Origin of the sequence: Metabacillus arenae, assembly GCF_014773385.1 — a bacterium.
GTDB lineage: Bacteria > Bacillota > Bacilli > Bacillales > Bacillaceae > Metabacillus_D > Metabacillus_D arenae.
This window is the reverse complement of record NZ_JACXAI010000012.1, coordinates 1-25,564: the sequence shown is the minus strand read 5'-3', so window position 1 is coordinate 25,564 and position 25,564 is coordinate 1. Positions and strand designations below refer to the sequence as shown.

General features: G+C 37.0%; 22 protein-coding genes. 9 read left to right on the top strand and 13 right to left on the bottom strand.

The window, feature by feature from the left end; genetic code table 11:
• Positions 1 to 24 precede the first annotated feature (24 nt).
• Complete coding sequence (locus tag IC621_RS10950; protein WP_191158344.1) at positions 25 to 1,470, bottom strand: UDP-N-acetylmuramoyl-L-alanyl-D-glutamate--2,6-diaminopimelate ligase; 1,446 nt, start codon at positions 1,468 to 1,470, stop codon at positions 25 to 27.
• A gap of 253 nt (positions 1,471 to 1,723) precedes the next feature.
• Here IC621_RS10950 and IC621_RS10945 point away from each other — a divergent pair, with 253 nt between their 5' ends.
• Positions 1,724 to 2,473: a MerR family transcriptional regulator gene (locus tag IC621_RS10945; RefSeq protein WP_191158343.1), complete on the top strand. Its 750-nt coding sequence runs from the start codon at positions 1,724 to 1,726 to the stop codon at positions 2,471 to 2,473.
• Positions 2,474 to 2,805: 332 nt separating this feature from the next.
• The gene (locus tag IC621_RS10940) at positions 2,806 to 3,684 is read left to right on the top strand and encodes an AraC family transcriptional regulator (protein ID WP_191158342.1); all 879 of its coding nucleotides are present in this window, start codon (positions 2,806 to 2,808) and stop codon (positions 3,682 to 3,684) included.
• 218 nt (positions 3,685 to 3,902) lie between these two features.
• Here IC621_RS10940 and fumC read toward each other — a convergent pair whose 3' ends face one another.
• Complete coding sequence (gene fumC / locus IC621_RS10935) at positions 3,903 to 5,291, bottom strand: class II fumarate hydratase (RefSeq protein ID WP_191158341.1); 1,389 nt, start codon at positions 5,289 to 5,291, stop codon at positions 3,903 to 3,905.
• Positions 5,292 to 5,713: 422 nt separating this feature from the next.
• Between fumC and IC621_RS10930 the strand changes: the two genes are divergently transcribed.
• The 4 genes from IC621_RS10930 to IC621_RS10915 all read left to right on the top strand — a co-directional run bounded on the left by IC621_RS10930 (position 5,714) and on the right by IC621_RS10915 (position 8,601).
• Positions 5,714 to 6,709, top strand: a complete 996-nt coding sequence (locus IC621_RS10930; protein WP_191158340.1) for a DUF4003 family protein — start codon at positions 5,714 to 5,716, stop codon at positions 6,707 to 6,709.
• A 143-nt stretch (positions 6,710 to 6,852) separates the two neighbouring features.
• Positions 6,853 to 7,128 carry a hypothetical protein gene (locus IC621_RS10925; RefSeq protein WP_191158339.1) on the top strand — a complete coding sequence of 92 codons (276 nt, stop codon included), beginning with the start codon at positions 6,853 to 6,855 and terminating at the stop codon, positions 7,126 to 7,128.
• 73 nt (positions 7,129 to 7,201) lie between these two features.
• Entirely contained in the window at positions 7,202 to 7,720 is a 519-nt protein-coding gene (locus tag IC621_RS10920) for an RNA polymerase sigma factor (protein ID WP_191158338.1), read from the top strand.
• Positions 7,720 to 8,601 (top strand): hypothetical protein, encoded by an 882-nt coding sequence (locus IC621_RS10915; protein WP_191158337.1) that lies wholly within the window; start codon positions 7,720 to 7,722, stop codon positions 8,599 to 8,601. Before IC621_RS10920 ends, IC621_RS10915 begins: the two co-directional genes overlap by 1 nt.
• A 155-nt stretch (positions 8,602 to 8,756) precedes the next feature.
• On the opposite strand, the gene IC621_RS10910 is transcribed toward IC621_RS10915, so the two are convergent.
• The 6 genes from IC621_RS10910 to IC621_RS10885 all read right to left on the bottom strand — a co-directional run bounded on the left by IC621_RS10910 (position 8,757) and on the right by IC621_RS10885 (position 14,155).
• A complete protein-coding gene (locus IC621_RS10910; protein WP_224752461.1) occupies positions 8,757 to 9,311 on the bottom strand; it encodes a peptidoglycan-binding domain-containing protein in 555 nt (184 codons plus the stop codon).
• Between the two features lie 130 nt (positions 9,312 to 9,441).
• Positions 9,442 to 9,912, bottom strand: coding sequence for a GNAT family N-acetyltransferase (locus tag IC621_RS10905; protein ID WP_224752460.1), 471 nt, complete (start codon positions 9,910 to 9,912; stop codon positions 9,442 to 9,444).
• 446 nt (positions 9,913 to 10,358) lie between these two features.
• Entirely contained in the window at positions 10,359 to 11,327 is a 969-nt protein-coding gene (locus tag IC621_RS10900; RefSeq protein WP_191158336.1) for a sugar phosphate isomerase/epimerase family protein, read from the bottom strand.
• Between the two features lie 16 nt (positions 11,328 to 11,343).
• Positions 11,344 to 12,366 carry a Gfo/Idh/MocA family protein gene (locus tag IC621_RS10895; RefSeq protein WP_191158335.1) on the bottom strand — a complete coding sequence of 341 codons (1,023 nt, stop codon included), beginning with the start codon at positions 12,364 to 12,366 and terminating at the stop codon, positions 11,344 to 11,346.
• An 18-nt stretch (positions 12,367 to 12,384) separates the two neighbouring features.
• Positions 12,385 to 13,410, bottom strand: coding sequence for a Gfo/Idh/MocA family protein (locus IC621_RS10890; protein WP_191158334.1), 1,026 nt, complete (start codon positions 13,408 to 13,410; stop codon positions 12,385 to 12,387).
• A 22-nt stretch (positions 13,411 to 13,432) separates the two neighbouring features.
• Complete coding sequence (locus tag IC621_RS10885; protein ID WP_191158333.1) at positions 13,433 to 14,155, bottom strand: ThuA domain-containing protein; 723 nt, start codon at positions 14,153 to 14,155, stop codon at positions 13,433 to 13,435.
• Between the two features lie 326 nt (positions 14,156 to 14,481).
• Here IC621_RS10885 and IC621_RS10880 point away from each other — a divergent pair, with 326 nt between their 5' ends.
• Positions 14,482 to 14,934, top strand: a complete 453-nt coding sequence (locus tag IC621_RS10880; protein WP_224752459.1) for a divergent PAP2 family protein — start codon at positions 14,482 to 14,484, stop codon at positions 14,932 to 14,934.
• 122 nt (positions 14,935 to 15,056) lie between these two features.
• Here the strand turns inward: IC621_RS10880 and IC621_RS10875 are convergent, their stop codons facing one another.
• The gene (locus IC621_RS10875; RefSeq protein WP_191158332.1) at positions 15,057 to 16,145 is read right to left on the bottom strand and encodes a hypothetical protein; all 1,089 of its coding nucleotides are present in this window, start codon (positions 16,143 to 16,145) and stop codon (positions 15,057 to 15,059) included.
• Positions 16,146 to 16,230: 85 nt separating this feature from the next.
• On the opposite strand from IC621_RS10875, the gene cls reads away from it, so the two are divergent.
• On the top strand, positions 16,231 to 17,730 hold the full coding sequence (cls, locus tag IC621_RS10870; RefSeq protein WP_191158331.1) for a cardiolipin synthase: 1,500 nt from the start codon (positions 16,231 to 16,233) through the stop codon (positions 17,728 to 17,730).
• Positions 17,731 to 18,126: 396 nt separating this feature from the next.
• Here the strand turns inward: cls and comJ are convergent, their stop codons facing one another.
• The 4 genes from comJ to IC621_RS10850 form a co-directional block, all read right to left on the bottom strand.
• On the bottom strand, positions 18,127 to 18,534 hold the full coding sequence (comJ, locus tag IC621_RS10865; protein WP_191158330.1) for a competence protein ComJ: 408 nt from the start codon (positions 18,532 to 18,534) through the stop codon (positions 18,127 to 18,129).
• Between the two features lie 299 nt (positions 18,535 to 18,833).
• A complete protein-coding gene (locus tag IC621_RS10860) occupies positions 18,834 to 19,265 on the bottom strand; it encodes a NucA/NucB deoxyribonuclease domain-containing protein (RefSeq protein WP_191158329.1) in 432 nt (143 codons plus the stop codon).
• A 506-nt stretch (positions 19,266 to 19,771) separates the two neighbouring features.
• A complete protein-coding gene (locus IC621_RS10855) occupies positions 19,772 to 21,082 on the bottom strand; it encodes an O-antigen ligase family protein (protein ID WP_191158328.1) in 1,311 nt (436 codons plus the stop codon).
• A 715-nt stretch (positions 21,083 to 21,797) separates the two neighbouring features.
• Positions 21,798 to 23,348 carry a bifunctional metallophosphatase/5'-nucleotidase gene (locus tag IC621_RS10850; protein ID WP_191158327.1) on the bottom strand — a complete coding sequence of 517 codons (1,551 nt, stop codon included), beginning with the start codon at positions 23,346 to 23,348 and terminating at the stop codon, positions 21,798 to 21,800.
• Between the two features lie 368 nt (positions 23,349 to 23,716).
• Between IC621_RS10850 and IC621_RS10845 the strand changes: the two genes are divergently transcribed.
• The gene (locus IC621_RS10845) at positions 23,717 to 24,649 is read left to right on the top strand and encodes an LCP family protein (protein ID WP_191158326.1); all 933 of its coding nucleotides are present in this window, start codon (positions 23,717 to 23,719) and stop codon (positions 24,647 to 24,649) included.
• Positions 24,650 to 25,564 lie beyond the last annotated feature (915 nt).

Below are 25,564 nucleotides of genomic sequence, written 5' to 3'. Positions count from 1 at the left end.
TTTAAGTACTATGAAAGCACTTCATTAATTGTTTATGAGAAGCTCCACGGTTTGACGGTCATTTTCTGTTTTTAGAGTATATAATTCTTCATATTTTTCCAAGCCTTTACCAGTTATGAAAATCCAGTCTCCTTCTTTCGCTTCATTCCATGCTTTTTTAATAGCGAGAGTCCGGTCAGAAACGATCTCCCCTTTCTGGTTTCCGTTTTCTGCTTGCAGAATATTTAATTCTTGGACCATTTTCTCCAAATTTGTTTCATTTAGATTATCAGTTGTTAAAAAGTACCGATCGCTGATTTCTGCAGAAATTCGGATCATTTCTGGACGTTTAGTCTGGTCCCTGTCTCCACGAAATCCAAAAACATGAAAAATTTTTCGAGCGCCGCAATCCTTACCAGTTGTTAAACAATGAAATATGGCGTCAGGAGTGTGTCCATAATCAATAATAACCGTTGGATTGCCTTTCGATTCTACAAATTCAAATCGGCCAGGGACACCAGAGAAATTTTTAAGACTTTGCAGAAGCTTGTCCTTTCTAACACCAATTTTTCTAGCGGTCAAATAAGCGAGCGCCGCATTATACACATTATGCTCTCCTGGCAGTGTCGGCATTAATGTAACAATGTCATCCCCATGCCTAAGAAGGGCAGTTGTCCTGCAGTCTGTAAAGGCATCCACAAGCTGCAGATCATCGGTTTTCAAATCTCCAAATGTTAAAATGTTAACCGATCCGTCCAGCATGGATTTTAATTTGTCTCCCCATTCATCCTGGGTGTTAATAACAGCTGTTCCTGACTTTTTAAGCTGCTTAAACAATACAGCTTTCGTTAAGAAATAATCCTCCATGCTTTTGTGGTAATCAAGATGATCATGAGTAAGGTTAGTAAATAAACAATAATCAAAATAAATTCCTTCCACCCTGTCCTGAGATATCCCATGAGAGGAAACCTCCATAATCACATATTCATCCTTACTCTCTGCAAGCATTTGATTTAAATGAATAGGACTGGGAGTAGTATTTAATGCAGTCCGCTTATGCCCGTTTACATAGTTTTGTACAGAACCGAATAGAGCACAAGAATAGCCTGCCTTTTCCAAAAAATGCTTTAACATAAATGATGTTGTGGTTTTACCATTTGTTCCAGTAATTCCAATTATTTTATGCTTTCTATAGGGGAATTCATAAAAAGCACCAGTGAGCTTCGCTAGAAATTTTCTGCTGTTTTCTACACGAATGTAAGGGACTTTTAAGGGAGTGAGGTCCCTCTCTCCAAAAATGACAGAAGCGCCTTTTTCAATTGCATCCTCTATAAATTGATGGCCATCCATTTTATAGCCTTTGATTGCCACAAAAGCATATCCTTCCTTCACCTTTAACGAATTGTCCTCTATTCCTCGAACATCTATATCACTATGCAGCTCGTATTTTGACCTATCTAGTAACTCAGAAAGCAACAGCGCTAATTTCATGAAATTAATCTCCTTATGATGTCATTTCCTTCGTCGCCTAAATTTCTATAGTTTAAATATTCCTCAAATACACATTCGTAAACCATTCTCTTTTTTTGAACGAGGAATTACTGGATTGAAAGGAAGCCAATTTCTCCCGACCCTCCATTGTATTCAACAAATTTATAAAATTTTAGGCATTTTTTCTGTGAATATCGATTGACCCTCACGTTACGTGATACCGTATTGTAAATATTGGAGGGAGATAAATGGTATGAATATGAGAGTTAAAGAAGTCGCTGATTTAGTTGGTATTAGTGTGCGCACACTTCATCATTATGATGAAATTGAATTATTAACCCCAAAGACTACTGAAGCGGGTTATCGTCTTTACACAAAAGAGGACCTTGAAAAGCTGCAGCAAATTTTATTTTTTAAAGAACTTGACTTCCCTTTAAAAAAAATTAAAGAAATTATTGAAAGTCCTTCATTTGATCGCCAAGATGCTTTAGAGACACAGCGAAAAATGCTGGTAGAGAAACGGCGCAGGCTGGAGCAAATGATTAGGACGCTCGAAAAAACCATTCAATATTCGAAAGGAGAAATTGAAATGACGAACAAAGAAAAGTTTGAGGGATTCGACTTTAGTCATAACCCACATGAACAAGAAGCGCGTAAACGCTGGGGGGACAAAGCTGTTGACAAATCCAAAGAACAAATTGTCGGCATGACAAATGACGAACAAAAAGCAATGGGAGAAAAAATGAATGAAATTTATCGCAACCTAGCAGCCATTCGTACCAGCTCTCCTGAATCACATGAGGCCCAAGCAGCCATTAAAGTATGGTATGAGTTTTTGAACAGCAATCCCAGCTATCATTACACCCTAGAGGCATTCAAAGGCTTGGGACAAATGTATGTTGACGATAAACGCTTCACTAACAGCATTGACCGATTTGGTGAAGGATTAGCGAAATTCATGTGCATGGCAATGACAGCTTTTGCGGATAACAACAAAAAATGAGGTGACAAAAGCAAAGGCCGATTCTATAGGGAATAAGGGGTTTACCCGTTAAATTATCAATTCAATGTTTATGTGAGAGCTGGGTAATTTTGACCTTCAAAAAGTAAAAGGAGGAAATCTATTAGTGTTGATAATAGGTTTCCTCCTTTATTTATTTTGGCTCTGTTGGTGATATGTGTTGGATATTCGAAAAATACAAACTTACGTTCTGTTATAATTGTTTAAGTAACAATAATAATAATGGACTACAAGTTCCGATAAATTCCGTATAAAAAATATCGAGTCAATAATAAATTTTAACGATAATATGTATTTGTAAAGGAGGGAAATGAATGTTACAAGAATTCAATAATTTAATGGATTACATCGAAACACATTTAACGGAAAAAATCTCTGGAAAAGATATATCAAAAATTGTAGGACTATCTGATTATCATTTTAAAAGAATGTTTTCGTATATGGCTGGAATGTCATTGAATGAGTATATCAAAAATAGGAGATTATCAGTTGCGAATGTTGAATTAATAAACGGAGCAAAAGTGACAGATATTGCCTATAAATATGGCTATCAATCTATAGAAGGATTTTCAAGAGCCTTTCGTGAATGGAGTGGTTTTTTACCTTCAGAAGTAACTAAAAACAAAATTCAAAAATCATTTCCAAAATTTTCATTCTTTATAGATATAAGAGGAGGAGTATCCATGGAATTCAAAATTGAAAAAAAAGAGAAGTTTAATATAGCAGGTGTATCGAAAAGAGTGCCCATTCAATTCGAAGGTGAAAATAATGCTATCTTACAACTAGCCCAGTCAATTACCGAACAACAAAGAAAGGAAATGCATCAATTAGCTGATTTATATCCTCATCAAGTCTTGAATGTATCTTATGATTTTGATGATGGTTTCTTGGAAGAAAAAGGATTCTTAACTCATATGATTGGTTTTGCAACTACAAAAGAAAATCCATTCGATGATTTAGAGCAAATTTCTATTGAAGAAAGTTTATGGGCAATTTTCCCTAATCAAGGACCATTTCCTGCTACGCTTCAAGAAACTACAGCAAAAATTTATTCTGAATGGCTGCCTTCTTCAGATTATGAAGTAGCAGATATACCTGGAATTTCTTTTACAAATCACAATGATACATCGGAAAATGTATATAGCGAAATTTGGATGCCAGTAAAGAAAAAAGTTAGCGATAAACTGGGATGATGATTCCAGAAGGGTTATTCCGATAGACCAGTCAGTAGATATTGACTGGTCTTTTTGAATTTGATGAAAAATCAACACTTATCGCTAACAGAGCTTTTATTTTTAATGGTTTCTTACTATTTACGTCTTAATAAAGTAATTCATGCTTTTGTGTTATATATAATTTTCACTTACTTAAAATCATCTAAATCATTCACCAAATTATCTAGAATGTTTTTCTATTCTCTTGGTTCTACCATTTCTTCAGGTCTAACAAATTGGTCGAATTGATCTTCTGTTAATAAATTTAAAGCTAATGCAGCCTCTTTCAAAGTTTTTCCTTCTTTATGGGCTAGTTTTGCAATTTTGGCTGCATTTTCATAGCCAATGTGAGGATTTAAGGCAGTCACTAGCATTAAGGATTTACCAAGATGTTCCTTAATCACTTCTTCATTTGGCTCAATTCCGATCGCACATTTATCATGAAAGGAAACCATCCCTTCTGAAAGCAGCTGGACGGATTGAAGGAAATTGTACATAATGACTGGCTTAAACACATTTAATTCAAAGTTACCTTGACTTGCTGCAAACCCAATTGTGGCATCATTCCCCATCACTTGAGCGGCAATCATCGTGAGGGCTTCGCTTTGTGTTGGATTCACTTTTCCCGGCATAATCGAGCTTCCAGGTTCATTTTCAGGTATAGTGATCTCCCCAATCCCGCTTCTTGGTCCACTCGCAAGCCACCTGACATCATTGGCAATTTTCATTAAATCAGCGGCAAGCGCCTTTAATGCGCCATGCGCGACAACAACTTCATCATGACTTGTAAGAGCATGGAATTTATTTTCAGATGATCGAAAGGATTGGTTTGTGTATTTCGAAATTTCTTCTGCAGTCAGCTCACCAAATTTGGGATGAGCGTTTATTCCAGTTCCAACCGCCGTCCCGCCAATTGCTAAATTTCTAAGATTATCGGTAGATTGAACAATCATGTCTCTTGATTTTTTCAGCATATGTACCCAACCGCTAATTTCTTGTCCAAGTGTTAATGGTGTTGCATCCTGAAGATGCGTTCTGCCGATTTTCACAACTTCCTTATATTGATCTGACTGCTTTTTGAACGTGTTATGCAGCTTTTCTATGCTTGGAAGTAAAAATTGATAAACAGCTTCAACTCCTGCTATGTGCATCGCTGTTGGAAAGGTATCATTCGAGCTTTGGCTCATATTGACATCATCATTTGGATGAATCTTCTTAGCGGAATTTTTCTCCTTCAGCAATTCATTGCCTCGATTTGCGACAACTTCATTCACATTCATATTGCTTTGTGTTCCGCTCCCGGTTTGCCAAACAACCAAAGGAAAATGTTCGTTTAATTTACCTGCTATGATCTCATCACAAACCTCTGCAATGACATCTGCTTTTTCTTGATCAAGTTTTCCGAGAGATGCATTTACGAGTGCTGCACTTCTTTTTAAAATAGCAAAGCTATGAACGATCGCAAGCGGCATTTTTTCTTGCCCAATTTGAAAATTCTCTTTGCTCCTTTGAGTTTGAGCTCCCCAATACTTATCAGCAGGAACCTTTAATTCTCCCATCGTATCTCTTTCCACTCTGTATTTCACCTTATTACTCCTTTCCTTTTCTTTATTTTAGGCTGTTTTCGCAAACTCTGTCGCTATTGAAACAAAGTCTACCTGAGGTCAATCAGCAACTCACCGATTGTCATTATTCAAATGTCTCTTATAAGTTAATAGCAACAATCACTTTGAAAAAAGCCTTATATGATTGTTTTACCCTTCAGCTCACTTACCTTATCCATCTGCACGGTTTGAAAAAGAGGATTTTTGGGGTAAAGAAACTAAATATGTATATTAAGTACCCGCTGCATCTGTTTATGAAACAAATTGGTAACTCCTCCCAACAATAAATGGAATATAACCATAATTTGATATACTAAACATACAATGGAAAAATAACCTCCTTGAAACTTATTTCTTATTATTACGTATAAACTTTTAATAGATGAATAAAGGATGTGCAGGTTATGATGACTGAAACGATTCATCAGAAAGCGGAGCAGTACAAGGATATTTATACTCAGTTAAAAAATGATTTAAAATGGAAAGTATCAGACCAGCGGATTTTAATGATGATAGCTTCATTATATGTGGTGAAGGGGAAAACTTTCGAAAGAAACCGTTTCCTTGATTTGTGTGATTATATTAAAAATAATGTGGGTGCGTTCTCTACACTTAGATCATATCAGCGTTTTACGACCGCAGCCATGCTGGATATTCGTTTCGAACATCCAAAGGAGAAATTTCAAGAATTTATTAACCTTTATGAACAACTTGTAAAAGGCGAGTTCAGAAGAGGTACTTTTACTTATATCGCTGCACTGGTAATGCTGACCGAAGATGATGATGACAGCAATCATCAAGAAAGTATTAAACGTGCTCATTCTGTCTATAACGGGATGAAAGAAAAGCACTTCTTTCTTACTAATGCCTCGGACTACCCATTAGCTGTATTGTTAGCGGAATTAGATGGTGATGTAGATCAAGTAATGAACCATGTAGAAGCCTTTTATGACAAGCTTGCTTCAGCTGGTTTCCGAAAAGGAAATGACCTGCAGTTTCTTAGCCATATTTTATCAATGGACAAGAAAACAAATGCAGATTTTCTAATAGAAAAGTGTATTCAGGTTTTTGAAGAGTTCCGTCAAGGAGGTAAGAAAATAAAGAATGCAAACTATCCAGAGATAGGAATGTTATCCCTTCTTGAGGATGGAAAAAATGACATAGCACCCATCAGGCAACTAGCAGACTACTTAGATTCTGAAAAGTTATTCAAATGGTACAAGGATATGAACTTCACAGTGGCTGTAAATCTTGTCATTAGCGATCGAATAAAAAATACTGATTTGCTCGAAACAGGCATATTTACAACAATGGAAACACTCATCCAAGCACAACAAGCGGCAATGGTTGCGATAATAGCAAGTACATCTGCTGCAGCGGCTTCAAGCGGAGGAGAATAACCTAAAATTAAAAGGTTCAGCGAAAATCACTTTGCATGACTCTCAAAGTCTGTTTTGACCTCTTAGCTTGGATACCGTTTTGAAATAAAAAGACTAAGAAACTCCTATGGCGGCGAGAGCCTGCTCATAGGAGTTTCTTATTATTGTCCTACGCTTATGATGCCCGTTTTGCGATTTTGAATCGAATTAGGGAATCATACTTCGCTTATGATGCCCGTTTTTGGATTTTGAACCGAATTAGGGAATCATACTCAGCTTATGATGCCCGTTTTGCGATTTTGAATCGAATTAGGGAATCATACTCAGCTTATGATGCCCGTTTTGCGATTTTGAATCGAATTAGGGAATCATACTCAGCTTATGATGCCCGTTTTTGGATTTTAAACAAATTAGGGAATCATACTCAACTTTTCCCTTAATATTTCGAATCCATGAAACAATTGGACATTTCATGCCGTCGTACCATATAGAAGGATGAGAGGAGTACTGCAGGTGGAAAGCCCGGGCATAAAAGAAATATTAGAAATCCATCAAAAGACGATATTAGATACAGTTAAAAGGATTATAAAAAATCAATCTCTTGTAGATGATATCGTTCAAGACGCTAATATTAAAATTTATAACTATTTAAATGAGAAAGAATCGCCTCAAAGCTTAAAAGCTTGGATAAAGACGATTTCCAAAAATACAGCTTACGATCACCTAAGAAAAGTAAAACGAGATCAAACCCTTCTCGAAAAGGCTAATACTTCCTTCAAGCATTCCAATTCGGTAAATAGTGCACAAACTCCTGAAAAGGAGCTGCTGACACAAGAAATGATTACAGATTTCAAAGCCGAATTTGACACGCTGGATGCAGAAACAAAGAAGATTTTTGTACTTAGACACCAAGGCTATTCTTACCAAGAAATAGCTGAAAAAACGTCTATTTCATTAGGGAAAGTGAAAACAAAAATTTTCAGGGGTCGAAAGAAGCTAATGGAAAACCTCTCAGAAAAGGGGGTTTTATAATGAATTGCCATCATGTGAAGGACCTCATCTTACAATTCGACTTTTTGGAGGAAGATAAGCAAGCAGAAGTATTTGAACATATAGAAGCATGCGAAGAATGCCAGGCTTATTTTGACAAAGCACAAAACCTTGATACTGCCTTGGATATCATTCTTAGGGACTATCAAAACGAAGAGCCAGCTTTGCTGGAAAAGAAGAAACGGTTTAACCGCTGGCAAACGGTGTTAATTGCATGCGCTGCTACCCTTTTGCTTGCATTTGCAGCATGGTCTACTCCACCCGTCAAAGCCGCGATTGAAAAAGCATTGAACTATATTATTGCCGATAAATTTAAAGATATGGAAACTGGTGAAAAGATTCCTAAAGAAAAAATTATTGTAGCAAAAGGAAAAGAAGTGGACGGCAGGAAATACACTATTTACGTAATTGGGGATAAACAGCGTATAAACTATGAGAATGGAGACTATTCAATTTTCACTAGTAACATTACTTTTCAATACAATAAAGAAAGAAACGATTACATTATATTTGAAGGATCAGACTTAACAGATTCTGATATTCTTTCTACGTATAATCCTGATCAAATCAAACCACTTGGGCCTAAGCAATATGTTGGACGAGAAGTTGAAGCGTATCTTATTACCGATCCAGCTGGATATACTTTTGAGCTCTGGTTTGATAAAAAAACGAGCTTGCTTTTAAAAGAAATTCAATATGTAGACGGTAAAAAAGCAAGTGAAACAGAGCTTTCAGAATTCAAAATAAAAGAAATTCCAAAAGACCATAAATTGTTTGATCTTACCCCGCCCGAAGGAGCAAAAAAGCGGGAAAACCTAGATATTCCAAGCAAGGAATATAAGGATGAAGAGCTTGGTTCTTAATTTACTCAAATGACCGCTCTATCTTGGTAGGAAGAATATTTAAAAGGTATATAAAAAGCTGGTAGAAGAACTATTCTCTCTACTAGCTTTTTATTACATATCCAGGGAAATACCCAAAATTTTAATGTGTTTGATAGGATTGTTTATAAGTTCTTTTAATATGTAGCATGTGACAAGTGGTGATATGTTTGTTTCCCCACAATACCATCAGCAGTTAACCCTCTTGATTGTTGAAATTCTTTTACAGCAGCTTCTGTTTGTGCTCCGAATATTCCATCAACTGAGCCGACTGAATAACCGAGACAGCTTAAGGTGGATTGAATTCCCCTTACTTGTGAAGCATTATTGGCTGAACCGCGTTTTGCAAGATAGGAATGACTAAAGTCGATTATGGTGTTATTTAATACAACTCCCAGCGTATTCCCTCCCGAACCTCCAGATTGAATGTAACCTTTTGTTCCCTTTGAAACAATCCAATTATATCCGCTTGTTTCAGACCGTGAACTTGAAGTTAATGTTGAGCCGCCTTGACAGTTAAAAGCACGTACATAGTAGCTTGAAGTTAAACTTTGCATCATTTTTTCTGACCCCACTTCCTCGTAACTTTGTGAAGGCACATCTTCGAAGCCATCCGCATGAATCGAAGACATACCTAAAGAACTAAACAGAATCATGAAGAAACCTACTAAACTTACGGTCATTTTCCTCATCTTTTACCATCCTCTCGAGTAAAAATAGATAAGGACGCCCTAGTATATTGCTTCTATACGTTTAGTTATATATTACTACGAGGAAACTAGCGAAAAGTTCCAAAATATTTCAAAAAATTCTAGAAAATTGTTAGTTTAGCAGTTTTTTAAACATAATCATATCCTGGGCTTGAATACCGTTTTCGTAGATTATTTCTGGATAGTCGAGGAAAAAATCTTTTCTTATGTCATACATCCTAAAGCCAAGCTTTTGATAGAAAGCGATATTACCTATACTAGAGTTGGCTGTTCCAACAATTAACCTTTCAACCCCCTGCAGTTTTACCCGTTCTTCTGTATGCTTAATTAGAAGTCTTCCAAGACCCTTCCCTTGAAATTGTTCAAGGATTGAGATATTTTTGATCTCTATTGTTTTGTCGTCCTCATGCAGTAAAAGGATTACCCCAACAGCTTGTTGGTTATTCTCTTCTAAAATCAGGAATGACCCTTTATGGATATAACTGTTAATCATTTCTTCACTTTCATCAGCTAAAAGAAGCAGATCCATATATTGCAATCTTTGTTTAGTCGGTATTTCTCTTAATACATATTTATTATTCAAGGGTATCCTCAACCTTCTTTCTTATCTCATAACAAGGAATAATCTATTACTTGGTTTTATGAATAATTGCAGCGGATCACGTAATTAATTTCACAGTTTCTTTTTTCAATTCAAATTGTCGCTTATTAATATTTTTGTTACCAATTACAATTATGACGAAGCAGTGAAATCACTATACAAAGAACGAAAAGCGCATAGCGCTAGTCCTTCGGCGACAATCACAAGGCGAGCCGCATGAAGGTTGTTCTTTAACCTTCTCGGGCGGATTGACCCTGAGACCTAAGGGGCGATGGCGCTCGGAGCTGGACAATGATACTACTCGTTATCACTTAATACTTTAATTAACTTAAACTGTTTTCTTAACTGATAAAAAAAAGGCTGACCTGAAAAGCTTCCTATACACCGCTAATTTAGGTGCATAATGCTTCCGGTCAGCCCCTGGTATCCTACGCCCACCACATATCAGATGGCTGCTGTTCAATTAATACTGATTTTAAATTTGAAACCGCCCTGTTGAACCCTTCGTCAATCGACATAATTGGGTCTTCGTGCTCAATGCTAACCACATAATCATAACCGTATGTCCGAAGGGCACTCATCATATCAGACCATTCCTTTAGACCATGTCCGCAGCCTACTGAGCGGAATGTCCATGCTCTTGATCTGACTTCCCCGTATGGCTGCATATCTGTTAAACCATACATGTTGACATTCTCTTGGTCAATATACGTGTCCTTTGCATGGAAGTGATGGATGGCATTAGCTTTTCCTAATATTTTAATCGCTGCGACAGGATCGATCCCCTGCCACCATAAATGGCTTGGATCCAAATTAGCACCAATTGCTTCACTTGTTTCTTCCCGAAGCTTAAGCAGCGTATATGGAGTATGGACTAAAAACCCGCCGTGCAGCTCAAGACCAATTTTAACCCCATGCTCTTCCGCATAGCGGCCGGCCCCTTTCCAATAAGGGATTAATTTTTCCTCCCACTGCCATTTTAGGACATCTCCGTATTCGTTTGGCCAAGGAGTAACCGGCCAATTCGGGAATTTCGCCCCATCATGATCTCCAGCTGTACCAGAAAAGCAATTAACAACTGGTACATTTAGCAATGACGCCAGTTTGATTGTTTTCTTAAGCGTTTCTTTTGATTCATTTGCAAATCCTTCTTCTGGAGAAATCGGGTTTCCATGGCAGCTAAACGCGCTAATCACTAAATCACGATCATGAATTTTTTGAAGATATTCATTTCTTAGCTGTTCACTTTCAAGAAGGCTGTCCAAATCACAATGTTTATTTCCAGGGTAACAGCCTGTACCAATTTCAACTGCATTCAGCCCTGAAGCTTTTACTTTGTCCAGCATGTCTTCAAAAGATAAATTAGCAAATAAAACTGTAAAAACACCTAATTTCATTTTTCTTTCCCCTCTCTTAGACGATTATTTCATTACTGGTGGTATATATTTGGTCGATAATCGCAGACACCTGAAGTGCTTCTTCAGGCTTGACGATAAGTTCACTTAGACCTAAGCAAGCTTCTATGAAATTTTTGGCTTGCGGTAAACTAGGATCTGCTTCCCCTGGCATGTAAGCTGCTTCACTATTTAACAGCATTCCGTTTTTCGTAGAATACAATTCAAAAGGGAAGACGCTTATACCGCCCTCAACTCCTGAAATACTTACGTGCTCTTTATCATCTTTTACATTGGCTGCCCATGAAGTTTCTAACAGCAAAGAAGCTCCGTTTTCAAATCTTACATAGGCTGAAACATGATCATCTACATTAAAGGTTGAAGCATCAAATGCTCCCCAAAGGTTGACTTGGTTCGGGGATTTACTTATTTCGTTATATACACTGCCGTTTACAGATACATGTTTTGGATTTCCCATCAACCAGACAACAAGATCAAGAAGGTGACAGCCGTAATCAATTAGACTTCCTCCGCCTTGCAGCTCTTTATTAGTAAAGACTCCCCAGCCAGGTACCTTTCGGCGTCTCATGGCTTCTACTCTTGCAACGAGCGGCGTACCAATCTCCTGCATCATCATTTTTGCTGCCTGCGCTTCTTTCATAAATCGATAGTGATAGGCAATAGCGAGCACCTTGTTTGCTCTTTTGGAAGCTTGCAGCATGGCATCACATTCCTCTGTTTTTAAGGCCATTGGCTTTTCACATAGGACATGGAGGCCGGCGTTTAAAGCAGCAATGGTGATCTCAGCATGAAATTTATTCGGGGTACAAATACAAACGGCATCCACATGTTCAAAGATCTCTTCATAATTCTTACTCACATGAGGAATGTCGTACGTTGCCGCTACTTCCTTTGCCCGTACTTCATTCACATCGCTTACTGCCGTGATCGTACATGCTTCAATCAATTGAAGGAAAGCAGGAATATGACGATTTGTTGCAATACCGCCTGCACCTATAATTCCAATCCGAAGTTTACTCATGTCGAAAACCTCACTTTATTAGACTCTGGTAATTTTTTTGGTCTCGTTGGATTCCAAAGCTGCCAAAATGACAGATAACGATTTATATCCTTCTTCTCCACTTACTGGAGATGATTTGTCTTCAACAATACTTTGAACAAATTGGTCGACAACGTGAGAATTACTTTGCCCGCCTTCTTCATTTGATTGAATTTGTCCAAGTTCATAGCGTACAGTTTCTCCAGTTGTATACTGAACAATTAATGAAAATTCCGGATCTTCTTCCAGGCGAATAATCGCTTTTTCACCATAAATAATCGTGGAATTGTCTTCTTTTCCTGTATAAGACCAGCTGGCAGCAAGTGTTCCAATCACACCGCTTGCAGTTTTTAGCACACACACAGCATTATCGTCTACATCCCCAAATGTTTTTGCTTTCGTTTCAACAAAAGCGCCAACTTCTGTGATTTCTTCACCAAGAATATGGCGAATTAGATCGGTTTTATGGACTCCAAGGTCCCCCATTGCCCCGATAAATGCTTTGTCTTTATTAAAAAACCAGCTGTCTTTACCATCGACACTCCACCCTTCAGGACCCTTATGGCCAAATGATGTACGGAAACTATAAACTTTACCGATTGCACCTTCCTCTATCATTTGCTTAGCTTTCAAATGGGATTCTACAAACCTTTGGTTGTGGCCAATCATTAACGTTTTCCCGCTGTTTTGAGCAGCTTCAATCATCGCGTCTGCTTCTTCTTTTGAGGTGGCCATCGGCTTTTCACACAAAACATGGAGTCCTGCGTTTAATGCTGCAATTGAAATCGGTGCATGCAAGTAATTCGGTGTACATACACTTACAGCTTCTACTTCCCCGCTGCTTATTAATTTTTCAAAATTTGTATAAGCTTTTGCTTTAAATTCCTTTGCTACTTCTTTGGCACGCTCTTCATTAATATCGCAAACGGCCGTAATTTCTACACTTGGATTTGCTTTATATTCTGGAAGATGCCGATGCTGGGCAATACTTCCGCAGCCGATGACTCCGATTTTTAATTTTTTCATATGATTTTCTCCCCTAATCATTTTATTTCGCTGAAATAGTTTCTAATGGTTTAGCGTTTCCATAAACAGGACGTTTTCTGTCAACAGGCTTAGCCCATTTCACTGCGTTTTTAATTACCAGCTGAATGTCTTTATGATAGTATGTCGGATAGGTTTCATGACCTGGTCGGAAATAAAATATCTTTCCATTTCCCCTGCGGTATGTGCATCCGCTTCTAAAAACTTCTCCTCCTTCAAACCAGCTTGAAAACACTAATTCGTCCGGAGCTGGAATGTCAAAGTGTTCCCCATACATTTCTTCTTTTTCAAGTTCAATATACTCTCCAATACCTTCTGCAATTGGGTGGCTTGGCTCAAGCACCCAAATTCTTTCTTTTTCATCAGCTTCACGCCACTTTAAGTCACAGGTTGTTCCCATTAACGTTTTGAAAATTTTTGAGAAATGGGCTGAATGCAGGACTATTAAACCCATACCATCTAATACTCGATCCTTGACTCTATTTACAATCTCATCACTTACTTCTTCATGAGCAATATGCCCCCACCAAAGAAGCACGTCTGTGTTGTCTAGTACCTCATTTGAGAGTCCGTGTTCTACTTCATCTAAAGTTGCAGTACGAACCTGAAAACCTTCTTCACCTAAAAACTGGGCGATGGCACCATGAATTCCTTCCGGGTATACTTCACTTACCTTTGGATTTTTTTGTTCGTGGCGATTTTCATTCCAAACAGTTACTTTTATCATTTTTTTACCTCCTATATGATTTCCCTCATGAAGGTTAAAAAATCATGAGGTTAAACGTTTACTTAACTATCAAAAAAACAATGTGAAAACGATTCCAACAATAGTTTAACATAAGATCATTTATTTTGCTCTATAAATTCCCACTTTTTTTATTTTTTATTGTTGGTTAATTTAGACAGTTGCTTTTAAATCCCAGTTTGCAGCACTAGAGACAATAGTTCACAGCAAAATTTGCTTGTTTTCAATTAAAACAAAGTTTCAAAAACAGCTTTTATCTTTGCATAGTTGACTGAGATTATTTGAAAACTAACTATGAGGTGAAATATATGAACCGTGGAATGATTACATCCTTATCGGCAATTGGAATTGCCCAAGGATTAAAAATAGTGACTCATAAAAATTTAACTGGAAGATGGGATTGGCGATCAATGTTTAAAACCGGTGGAATGCCCTCATCCCATTCAGCAGGTGTCGCTTCTTTAGCTGCCTATATTGCTGCCAAAAAAGGGTGGGACTCTATAGAAGCTGCAATTGCCATTATCTTTGGAATCATTGTCATGTACGATGCTCAAGGAATTAGAAGACATACTGGTGAGATTGCTAAAATCGTCAATGATTTAGATGCAAATATTGAATTATTATCAGGACAGCACCCAGGTCTTTTTCATGTAAAACAAGAGAAAGAATTAAATGAGCTGCTTGGACACCAGCCTGTTGAAGTAGCGGGCGGCGCTTTACTCGGCTTCATTATTGGGAATATTAGTTCCAAATTTGATTAAACAATGCCACATTAATCAGTGATATTAAACGGTGCCAGGCACCAAAATGAAAATTTGGTGCCTGGCACCAAAATGAAAATTTGGTGCCTGGCACCTGATGACGTGGCACCTGATGACGAAATTTATTCCACGTAGGTTGACTCCTCTGCTGTAACGATTGAGGGAATTCTGTTGTACATTTTTTTCAGAATTTCTGATTCTAACTGATATAGCTGTCTTCGAATGGCGTTCCACTCTTCCTCTGATAAGCTTAGCGATTTAAGATTTTCATTTAGCTCTTTAATTGAAGTGAATGGAATTTCTTCTTCATCTGATAATGCTTGTTGATATTCCCTTATTTGATCTTCGATTTTATGTGCTTGAACGTCCCACGAAAAATACATATTTTGTTCGTCCAATTCTTCAGATAATATTGCCCTTATTTTTGTTGCAATTGACCTTTTTCCAATGATTGCAATATCAGACGCATATATATTTATTTGAAAGTCTTTGTGTGCGAATTCGCCTTTTAATACTTTCATTTCCTTAGACATATGCTGATGAAAAATTTCACCTTCGATCCATACCAATAGTTTAAACAACCATTGCATAATTGCTGGGGGAGTCTCGACTTTTGTTCTTATTTCCCGTTCTGTTAAAATCTGTTGTACTTGCAAAATAGCCTTTTCAAAGTTTCCTTTGTGAATCATGACCTTAATACTGTCTAAATAATTTTTATAGATGATATAAGGAGCCTTTAGAATCGGAACCGTTATAATTAAAGAAACAACTAAAAAGCCAAGTATCATCGTGTATGGATAACCCATTAACAGCTGATGAGGGAATGATCGGCTGCTTTTATCTTTATAATTTTCAATTCTAGTGGTCACCCATCCGACTATTAGCGGAATTAGAAGGACTAGCCCGGCAGTCATGAATCGGATTGTCGTTTTATCATCAGGTGCAAATGGGATGAAACTTTTAACTGCTGATGGTAGAATCAGGCCCACACATAAAATCAGCCAATAAAAAGAAAGCAGTGCTGAAAGGCTTACCTTCGAATCATCTTTGGAGGGCATTCTTCCCATAAAAGTAACCGTAGCTAAACTAAATAATTTACTTAATATTTTTGAAATAACAGTTGCAATAAATTGAATAATGACTGACATTGGTATCCCCAGCTCCCATAAGTATTTACGAATTATTTCCCGATTAAGCTGGTATCTAACCATTCAATTTTTCCCATGTTACTTATCCTCATATAGTGGGTAATAAAAATTAAGATTGAAAACATTTATTAAGAAACGAGGAAATGCCATGAAACAAATTAGGCAATTTATTCTATTCATCTTATTGGTTATTACATTAAGTATCTTCCTATTTTCCTCATTTCCTTCCATTATAAAAACTCTGTCAATTCTAATTTATTTACTTATCCTGTTCTCAGTGTCATTCGTACTTATGCTAGAAAACCGGTCCCCTTATAAGACTCTTCTTTGGATATATGCTTTATTTTTCTTTCCTATAATTGGATATATCTTTTTTATCTACTCTGGCCAGCTGGAGGTAAAAGGGCATCTTTTTAAACAAAAAAGAGAGCATGACAAAAAATTAATGCAAGATACTGAGCCTTACAAGCCATCACCTAAATGGGATCACCTCCGGGAAGCTGAACAATCTTTCTCTAAGCTTATTGAAACGCTTAGTCAAAATTCGATTAGCTTTTATTCGAAAACAAAGGTTTTAAAAAATGGAGACGAAACATTCCCTGCGATTATTGATGCGCTAAATAAGGCAAAGAAATACATTCATTTGGAGTATTATACGTTTAAATCAGATCAGATTGGGATGGAATTAATTAAGATTCTTTGTGAAAAAGCAAAGACGGGTGTCGAGATTCGATTTATTTATGATGCAATCGGAAGTGTAGGATTATCGAAAAGTGCAGTCGATAAAATGCGGGAAGCTGGTGTAAACGTGCATTGCTTTCTACCAGTAAAACATGGATTTTTTAATCAAAAGCTTAACTTTCGTAACCATAGAAAAATTGTTGTGATAGATGGAAAGATTGGATTTGTTGGCGGGCTGAATGTGGGTGATGAGTATTTAGGGAACAATCCGAAAATTGGCTTTTGGAGAGATACTCATTTATGTCTTGAGGGTGAGGCTTTAACCTCTTTACATGCTACGTTCTTGCTTGATTGGGCTTATGTTTCTGACGAGAATTTATTCACTTCGAAATACATGGCTGTCGAAAGAGCAGAAGGCGATGGAGGGATTCAAATCGTTTCAAGCGGTCCTGATTCAAGTCAAGGGGTTATGAGTAATTTATATTACAGTATGATCACAACAGCAAAAAAATCAATTTGGATCGCAACCCCTTATTTTGTTCCGAATAAGGCCCTCAGAACAGCATTAGAGATGGCTGCTGCCAGAGGAGTCGAAATAAAATTAATTGTACCCCAGATAAATGATGGGTTTTTAACACAATATGCGACCAGGTCTTATTTTCCTGAATTGCTTCGTAATGATATTGAAGTTTACATGTATTGTAAAGGTTTTTTGCACGGAAAAATTATGATCATTGACGGGCAAATGGCCTCAGTTGGTACAGCCAATATGGATTTAAGAAGCTTACACCTGAATTTTGAGATCAATGCATTCCTTTTTCATACAGAAAGTATTAAAGAATTGATTAACCACTATATGGAGGATCTTGGGGAATGTGAAAAAGTAGATAAAAAAAGGTACCATAATAGAGGATTACTAGTGAGAACAAAGGAATCATTTGCAAGGCTGTTTTCTCCTGTTTTATAGAGCAGAAAAAAGCTTCAATTGCCGTTAAGGGTGGAAGCACTCTTTTTTAACGTTATAGTTTTGGCTGAAGAGGTTTTCATTTCGGCTAAAATCGGTTGTTGTCACATTATTTCTAGTGATCAGCAGCTTGTTTTATTTTATCCCACGCTTAACGGAAAACCTTATGCCTCAACTTCAGTGGAGACAAAGAAAATAGGTGGGGATGACTGTCCGCAAGTGTCCTAGGAAAAAAGAACACAGAAAAGGCCACGCACATGGAAACGTCTGTGTGACCCACATCCTGTGGGCCTCATTTAACTACCAGTGGGGATAATGAAAACCCCAACTGGAGGAAGATTCATTAGCCTAGAGTATCTAAAGCCTTTGTCTGAACTAATCCGTAAAAGACGGTCACCCCTATTGAGAAGGAAGAAAATTTAATATATATTTTTCTGGATATTCATTGAGGGAATCATTTTTTTCAAAAGTTGATATGAAGCATGTAAGTGAATAATTTCCATTAGGAAGGTCAAAGGTTAGCTTATTGGATAGAATACTTTTGATCTCAACTCCATTATTCCTTACTTGAAAAGGCACAGTCAGCTTTCTTTTAGCATCTGCTACCTGCTCGGGAACGTTTAGCCATACTTCGATTAATGCTTTATGATTAGAGATAGCTTCAAAGGAAATTGATGTTTCATCTCCAATAAATCCTCTTTTTATTGCCTCGTCTGTCCAATCATGATGAGGTTTTTTTCTCCCTTTTTCATACACTGTAAATTGATGATAGGACATCATGAGTTCTTGTGGATCCCATTTTTTCATTTTATGACCACCTTACCAGTGAAATAAGAACGGAAAGCTCAGGGGCGCTAGTCCTTCGGCGACAAGCATTCGGGCGAGCCGGCAGAAAGGTTGTTCTTTTACCTTTTTGACGGATTGGCTTATGACCTAAGGGCCGATGGCGCCTGGCCGGCAAAAACGTCACATCCTGTGACATTGCCGGCACTAGGACGTCCTGTCCGTCGGAGCTGGACAATGACACCACTCTTTATCACGTTAATACTTTAATTAACTTAAACTTTTTTAACTGATTAAAAAGTGCCCCAGAAGAGCTCTCTCATTTATTCTACAATAAACAATACCCTTGTACCGTCTGGATAATCCTCCACCTGATTGCCAACCCATGCTCCTGCACCGCGATTGTCAGAAGGAGTTACATATCTTACGGATGCTCCTGCGCCTCCTTCTTCACACATCGCCATCGGCCATTCATCACGGTCATACCCCGGTTTCGTAGGGATGCCCTCTAATGATTCCTCTCTTCTCTGATCTGCCCCATCACGATCAATCGTACAAACTGATGAATGTCCTGCTGCAATGGCGTCACTAACATGATCGGCTGTTTCAGGATAACGGTCAGTAGGAAAATACAAAACTTCATCATAAGAAAAAGCTGTTGCTGTTTCCGTGGTAAAAGCTGACTGTCCTCCAAACCCTGTAAACAATGTTGCTACGACAAGAAAACTAGTAATAAAACCTTTTAGACGTTTCATTTTCACTTTCTCCCTCCACTGTTTATTATTGGTACACTTAGAAATATAGTGAAGGAGTAATAAGCTAGTATGTCGTAGTCTTAAACAAGCTGTAAATTTTAAAAGACAATCTTGTAAAGGATGGTAATAAGTCTTATCCCTTTATTCTTAAGTTTTATCAAATATTTCCTATTATTTTGTAATGAAACAAAAATTAGTAAAAAAGGATGGGTAAATCCATATTATTCTTACTGACAATTGACTCATAAAAAAAGGAACCTGAATTAACTCCAAGGTTAAGCAGCAAGGACATTGTTTTTTCTGCTTTTCAAATGATTTCACTTACAAAAAAATATCTATTCTCTAATACACCATCATAGAATAAATGAATAACGAAGCTGGACTTAAATAAGATACGTATGAATTAGCAGACTTCACTTTCTCTTGAAGCAGCATATAGTACTCCTGCCAGCGTTGAAAAAAATATAGATAGAAAACTAACAATCTATTCGAAATAGAATAGATTGTTAGATTTTATATTTTGACTTTTCTTTATCTGTTTTGGTTAAATGCTGCCCCTCGGTATTTCCTTCCAAAAAATAGCTCATTTTTACAATGAAGCGTTTGAGATAGAGAGCAGAATTGTGTACAAAAGGCAGGCTCCCAGTATAACGATCCCAACAAGCGACTAGGATCGTCGTTAATAAAGCCGTCTGCGGCGAGACAAGCGGATGATCAAATATTCCTGTCAGCAAAATAACCGGGAGCGACAAAATAAAGAAATCCAGCAAGCGTTTCTTTTTACCATTTAGAAAAAAGAGGCTGCAGAACTTAAAGGTTATTGTGATGGATAGTAATATGAAAGCCAGACCTCCAATTGTCCCATATTCTGCAAAGAACGCTAAAAGAATATTGTGTGCATGCGGGACGACCGGGCTGCCTAAGTGAGAATATGCCTCATAAAACCCGATAGAAGTCGTTCCAAAATAAGGGTGATCCTTCCAAATTTGAAAGCTGGTTTCCCAAATCTCTTTTCTCACAAAAGCAGATTCTAGAATAAATTTAGATCTCGGAATAATCTCAAGTATTTGATCTTTCGCAAGGAAACTAATGGCAAGAATTGCTAACCCTATTTTAGGTGCTGCTCTCAACACAAAAATGAAAAGGATGACAAGCATTGTAGCTACACCTGCTCGTGAGCCTGTTTGAAAAATCCCAATCACTATAAACAATGTAATGATATAAACCCATTTCGATATCTTTATGCTTTTATCCTGTAGTCGCTTTAATAGATCTGCAAGAATAAAGGTAAAAGTAACCAGCAACAAAAAACATGTAAAATTTGGGTTATAAGCACTCCCAAATATTCTTCCTCCTGCTTCTGTTGACGGTGCAAATAATTTTGTTCCCGTAAGCAGCCCAAACAGCACATTTGTCACAGGGAACTCTCTTACTATCATTCCCAATCCTATCAAATAAACTGCCCCAGCGATCATTATATGTTTAAAACGATGAAATAAAACGAATGTCGCTCGTTCTTTAATATACAAGTAAAGTCCTAAATAGCCTAAAATCATAGCAAATATCAGTATGAACTTTCCATTTTTCTCAGAAAAGCTTGCCCCTAAGGCTGCAATTGCTAAGCAGATATAAAAAAACGTTGTTGTATTGAAATAAAAAGGAACTTTTAAATCAATGGCCTTGTTCAGGTGATTCCAACCAATAAACATAAGCCACAAAATCCCTATTGGAGGCAGCACAAAACATAAAATAATGCCTATTTCCAGCGAATATTTTTTGATAAAGTCTTGGTTTAAAATCAATTGTAAGTTTATCATTATTCTTCCTTTTCCTTAGCGTTTTTTGGAGTTATGGGTAAAACGATTAAGAAAAGCGTAAGGCTCACCTATCAGCAGGCAGTATTAGGCTTTTAACCTTGTCGGGCGGATTGGCTTACGAACTACGGGCCGTTTCGTCTGAAGCTATCAACCACAATCAGACTACAACACAATTCCCCTTATTAATCTTTCAAATTTCTAATTTCATGAAAAAGATTTTTTGCTGCTTCTTCTAAAATATTTAATTTCTACTTAAATTTGTAGATGTTTACGTGAATCTTAATAATAAAAACACACAACCATTACATTGAATAACAATATTTACCTTGTCTTTACGAAAAATTTACATTTAATCATATGTTTCTTCCAATTCTTTGTTCTAAATCGGTTTGATTTTTAATATATACTCCCCATTATTTAATTGACAACGAAAAGCGCAAACCGCTGGTCCTTCAGCGACAAGCATTCTGGCGAGTCTGATGGAAGGTTTGTTCTATAACCTTCTCGGACGGATTGGCTCATGACCTAGTGGTCGATAGTGTCTTGCCGGCAAAGACGTTACGTTCTATGCCTGCCGTCACTAGGACGTTCTGTTCGCCTGTGCTGTCCATAATAACACTCTTTAACACATTTATACTTGAATTAACTTAAATAAAAAAGGAGTTTACAAGCCCTAATAAATATGGCTGACTCATAACATGAGTCAGCCATTTCTTTATTCTTGCTCCATAAATATTTTTAAAGCTTCAACAACCCCAGGCCCTTCTTGAACCAGTTTCCCTTTCTGAAAAGCAGTAAATCCATCTCCGCCTTTAGCAAGGTAGCTGCTTACAGCAATATTGTATCTTTTGCCCTCTTCTAATTCATTTCCTTCTTGATCTTTTAATAATAAAATTCTTTCCCCAAACGGTAAATTTTCATTGTAGGTAAACGAGATTCCGCTCGCTTGAAGAAGATTTTTCTTTCCTAATGCCCATTGTTGCTCTAATACCTCTTTTATCTGTTTGCCTGTTAATTCTAATTTGACAACCTGATGAGGGAAAGGCAAAACTGTATAAAGGTCCTTCATTGTAATCTGTCCTTTTTCCAAGTTAGCGCGAATTCCTCCATGGTGCATGAATGCCATGTCTGCTCCCACAGATGCTTTTTGCGATTCTGCTACAAGACTTGCAAGACTTGAATTTCCCTTATTGTCTTTTTTTCTAGAAACCGTTTTAGAAATTGTGCCGACTTCTTTACTTAGTGTTGTTCCAAGTCTTTGCGAATATTTATCTAGTAATTGACTCGTTTCTTGGTCTGGAGAAATGTTCTTATGTTCAGTAGGAATAATTTCAGCGTGCTTTTTAGCGATATCACCTGTAGAAGGATCAATTTTTAATTTTACATGGGAGAAGGCTTTACCATATGAATAAGCCTGCACAATTAATTTGTTTTCTATTGTAGTGTTGGCGTATTGATGATTATGCCCAGCAAAGAGGACATCGACTTCATCATCGATTTTAGGTGCCATTTCAATTAAAGCTTCTTTAGCATTTGAACCATTGAGTTTTGATTTAGCTGAAATATGGGCTAAAACAATAATTGAGCTAATTCCTTGTTCCTTAAGCCGAGAAACAGAATGATTGATAGCTGTTATTTCATCCGTGATTTCAATCTTTTTTTTGCTTTCAGGGAGTAAATAGGCGTTGGTTTCAGTTGTAACCGCTCCTATAAATCCAATTTTCATTCCATTCACTTCTTTTATTATATAAGGAGAAAATAATGGCTTTTTTGTTTTTTTATTAATGACATTAGCTGAAATATATGGGGTATTAGAGCCTTTAAAAAAGCCTGTTTTCTCATGGTACCCTCCATCTATCAGCCTTGTTAATTCATTTGTTCCCTGATCAAATTCATGGTTCCCTGGTGTTCCAATATCAAAATTTAAAAGATTCAGGAACTCCATAGTCGATTCCTCTTGAAAAAGAGAAGAGATGGGTGGACTTCCGCCTATCATATCGCCGGCATGAACAAGCAGCGAATGAGGGTTTTCTTGTTTGTATTTTTTTAGATAAGCAGCTAAGTATTCTGCTCCCCCGACTTTTTTACCTTTTAATGTTTGGTATGTGTCAAGCTGGCCGTGAAAATCATTGACCCCAAATAGAGAGACTTCTACAAACTCTTCCTGGCTGTTCGCACTTTTATAAGAGCTAGCCGCATAAACTGATGTTGCTAAAATAAAGAGCAAAATAAAGAGCAGCGGAAAAACTTTTTTTAACTTTTTCATATATAGAAGATCCCTCCCTTGATTACTTTAACCGTAGCATTTGACAGTTAATGCAATCTAAAGAGGGGGTAAAAGATTATTAATTTTTCATAAAGAAAAAACAGGTCTAAAAGAGCAGGAAAATTTACATTTCCCTATGAATAAAGTTGGATCTTAATTCAGCCTGGTTTAATAGCTGTTATAATTAAGATAAAATTGATTTTTCTATTGGATCAGCAAAACCCCTTTCCACACTCCTATAAATTGGAAGTTCAGCAAACATGAAATTAAAGTATACTGTATTACGTAACTTTCTTATCGTTTAGTCCGTCTATATTAAGTGTGGCTCAAAATCGGTAGATTAACGTGAAAGAAATGAGGTTATTTCGATGCGATCAGATAAATATTCGAGAAAAAAGAAAAAATTCAAACGGAAAATTTTACTCTTGATGTCCCTTATTATGTTATTTGTATTAGGGGGCTTTGGGTATGCTTTTATTCAATACAAATCAGGAGTGGCTCAAACAGCCGGAGAATCTTCCATTAAATCGGTAGAATACGAGTTTAATGGTAAAAAAGATGAGAATGGTAATACAAATATTTTAGTTTTAGGAAGTGATTCTAGAGGGGAAGATAGGGCCCGGACTGATACAATTATGATCGCCCAATACAATGAAGAGTCCAAACAGCCTAAATTGGTTTCCATCATGCGTGATTCTTTTGTTGATATTCCTGGTCACGGTAAAAATAAAATTAATGCAGCATTTGCAATCGGCGGTCCTGAGCTGCTAAGAAAAACAATTAAAGAGAATTTTGATATTGATATTCAACACTATGCAATTGTTGATTTCAAAGGATTTGAAAGTTTGGTTGATACTGCTTTTCCAGGCGGAGTAGAGATTGATGTAGAAAATAGAATGTCACAAAAAATTGGTGTCACAATTGAGCCTGGAAAACAAAAATTAGATGGAAAACACTTATTAGGGTATGTACGTTTCCGCCACGATGCCCAAAGTGATTTCGGCCGTGTCCAGCGTCAGCAAAAAGTCATGCAAGTATTAATAAATAAAATGATGACTGTGGAGGGTGTAGCGAAGCTTCCTAAGCTTGCAGGTGTTATTACACCTTTTATTAATACGAATTTAGATACTGCAACAGGAATTTTTATCGCAAAAGACGTGATCAGTAACAAGTCTAATCTCGAAACGATGCGGATTCCTGTGGATGGGAGTTATGTAAACGCCAGTTACTCTGGAGCTGGAGCAGTATTAGATCTTAATATTGAAGAAAACAGAGAAGCAATCAATAAGTTTTTAAATTAATTTATACGAATGATCGATGGAAGCGTCTTTACAAACCTGGTCGAGCATAAGACATACCTGTCAAGAAGGCTGCTCTCCTTTAACCTTTTTGGCGACTCGCCTGTGATCTTTAAGTTGGATTAGGTGCTTAAATAGAACAAAGACAGCAAAAAACAGAGCGATTCGTTTGATAACGGGTTTACTTTAGAGGTGCAAACATTGTAAAACACATAGGAAAACGCACTTGAATTCACAATATAATTCACAGTGCGTTTGGCGAATTTTCATCGCTTATGATTTCCTAATTCACATAGGAAATCACAGGGTATGAAATAATTATTGGAGGGTGTGTGAATTCTTTGTGATTTAGTACATGGATTATGTTGCGATGACAAAGATTGTTGAATTTAATTTTAATGGGTAACGTTCACGAGCACTTAGACTTCTTCAGGATTAGTGGGGCTGAGGAGACCCCACAGATGGAAGCCTCCCCCAACGCATCAAAATGAGGTTCACTTGGTTTTTTTGAAACATAAGAAGTCTTATCCTTAATAGAGGAACCAGTGATAGTTAAAATAAGCGGAGGTTTTCCGGTTAAACTGTAGAATAGAGCTCAGTTAGGTGTATATAAGCGGAAGTTTTCCGATTAAGCAAAGCAAATGTACCCATTTTCACGTTTTTCGAGTCAATAGTCGGAATCTTTCCGTCTATTTTGACTATTTTCAGTGCTATTTGATAAATAAGAGAAATTTCTCCGCTTATTTATCAAACTCGCTTTAGCGGTTAATTAACTTGTACAACTTAAAAAAGTGAAAATTTAAAAAAGGCTTAGAGATATTTGTAAAATGTACCCTATAGAGTAGACATTAAAAAAAAGTCTACCTATAGGGTACTTTTTTGTATAATTAAGAAAAACATGGGGAATGGAGAAAGTTA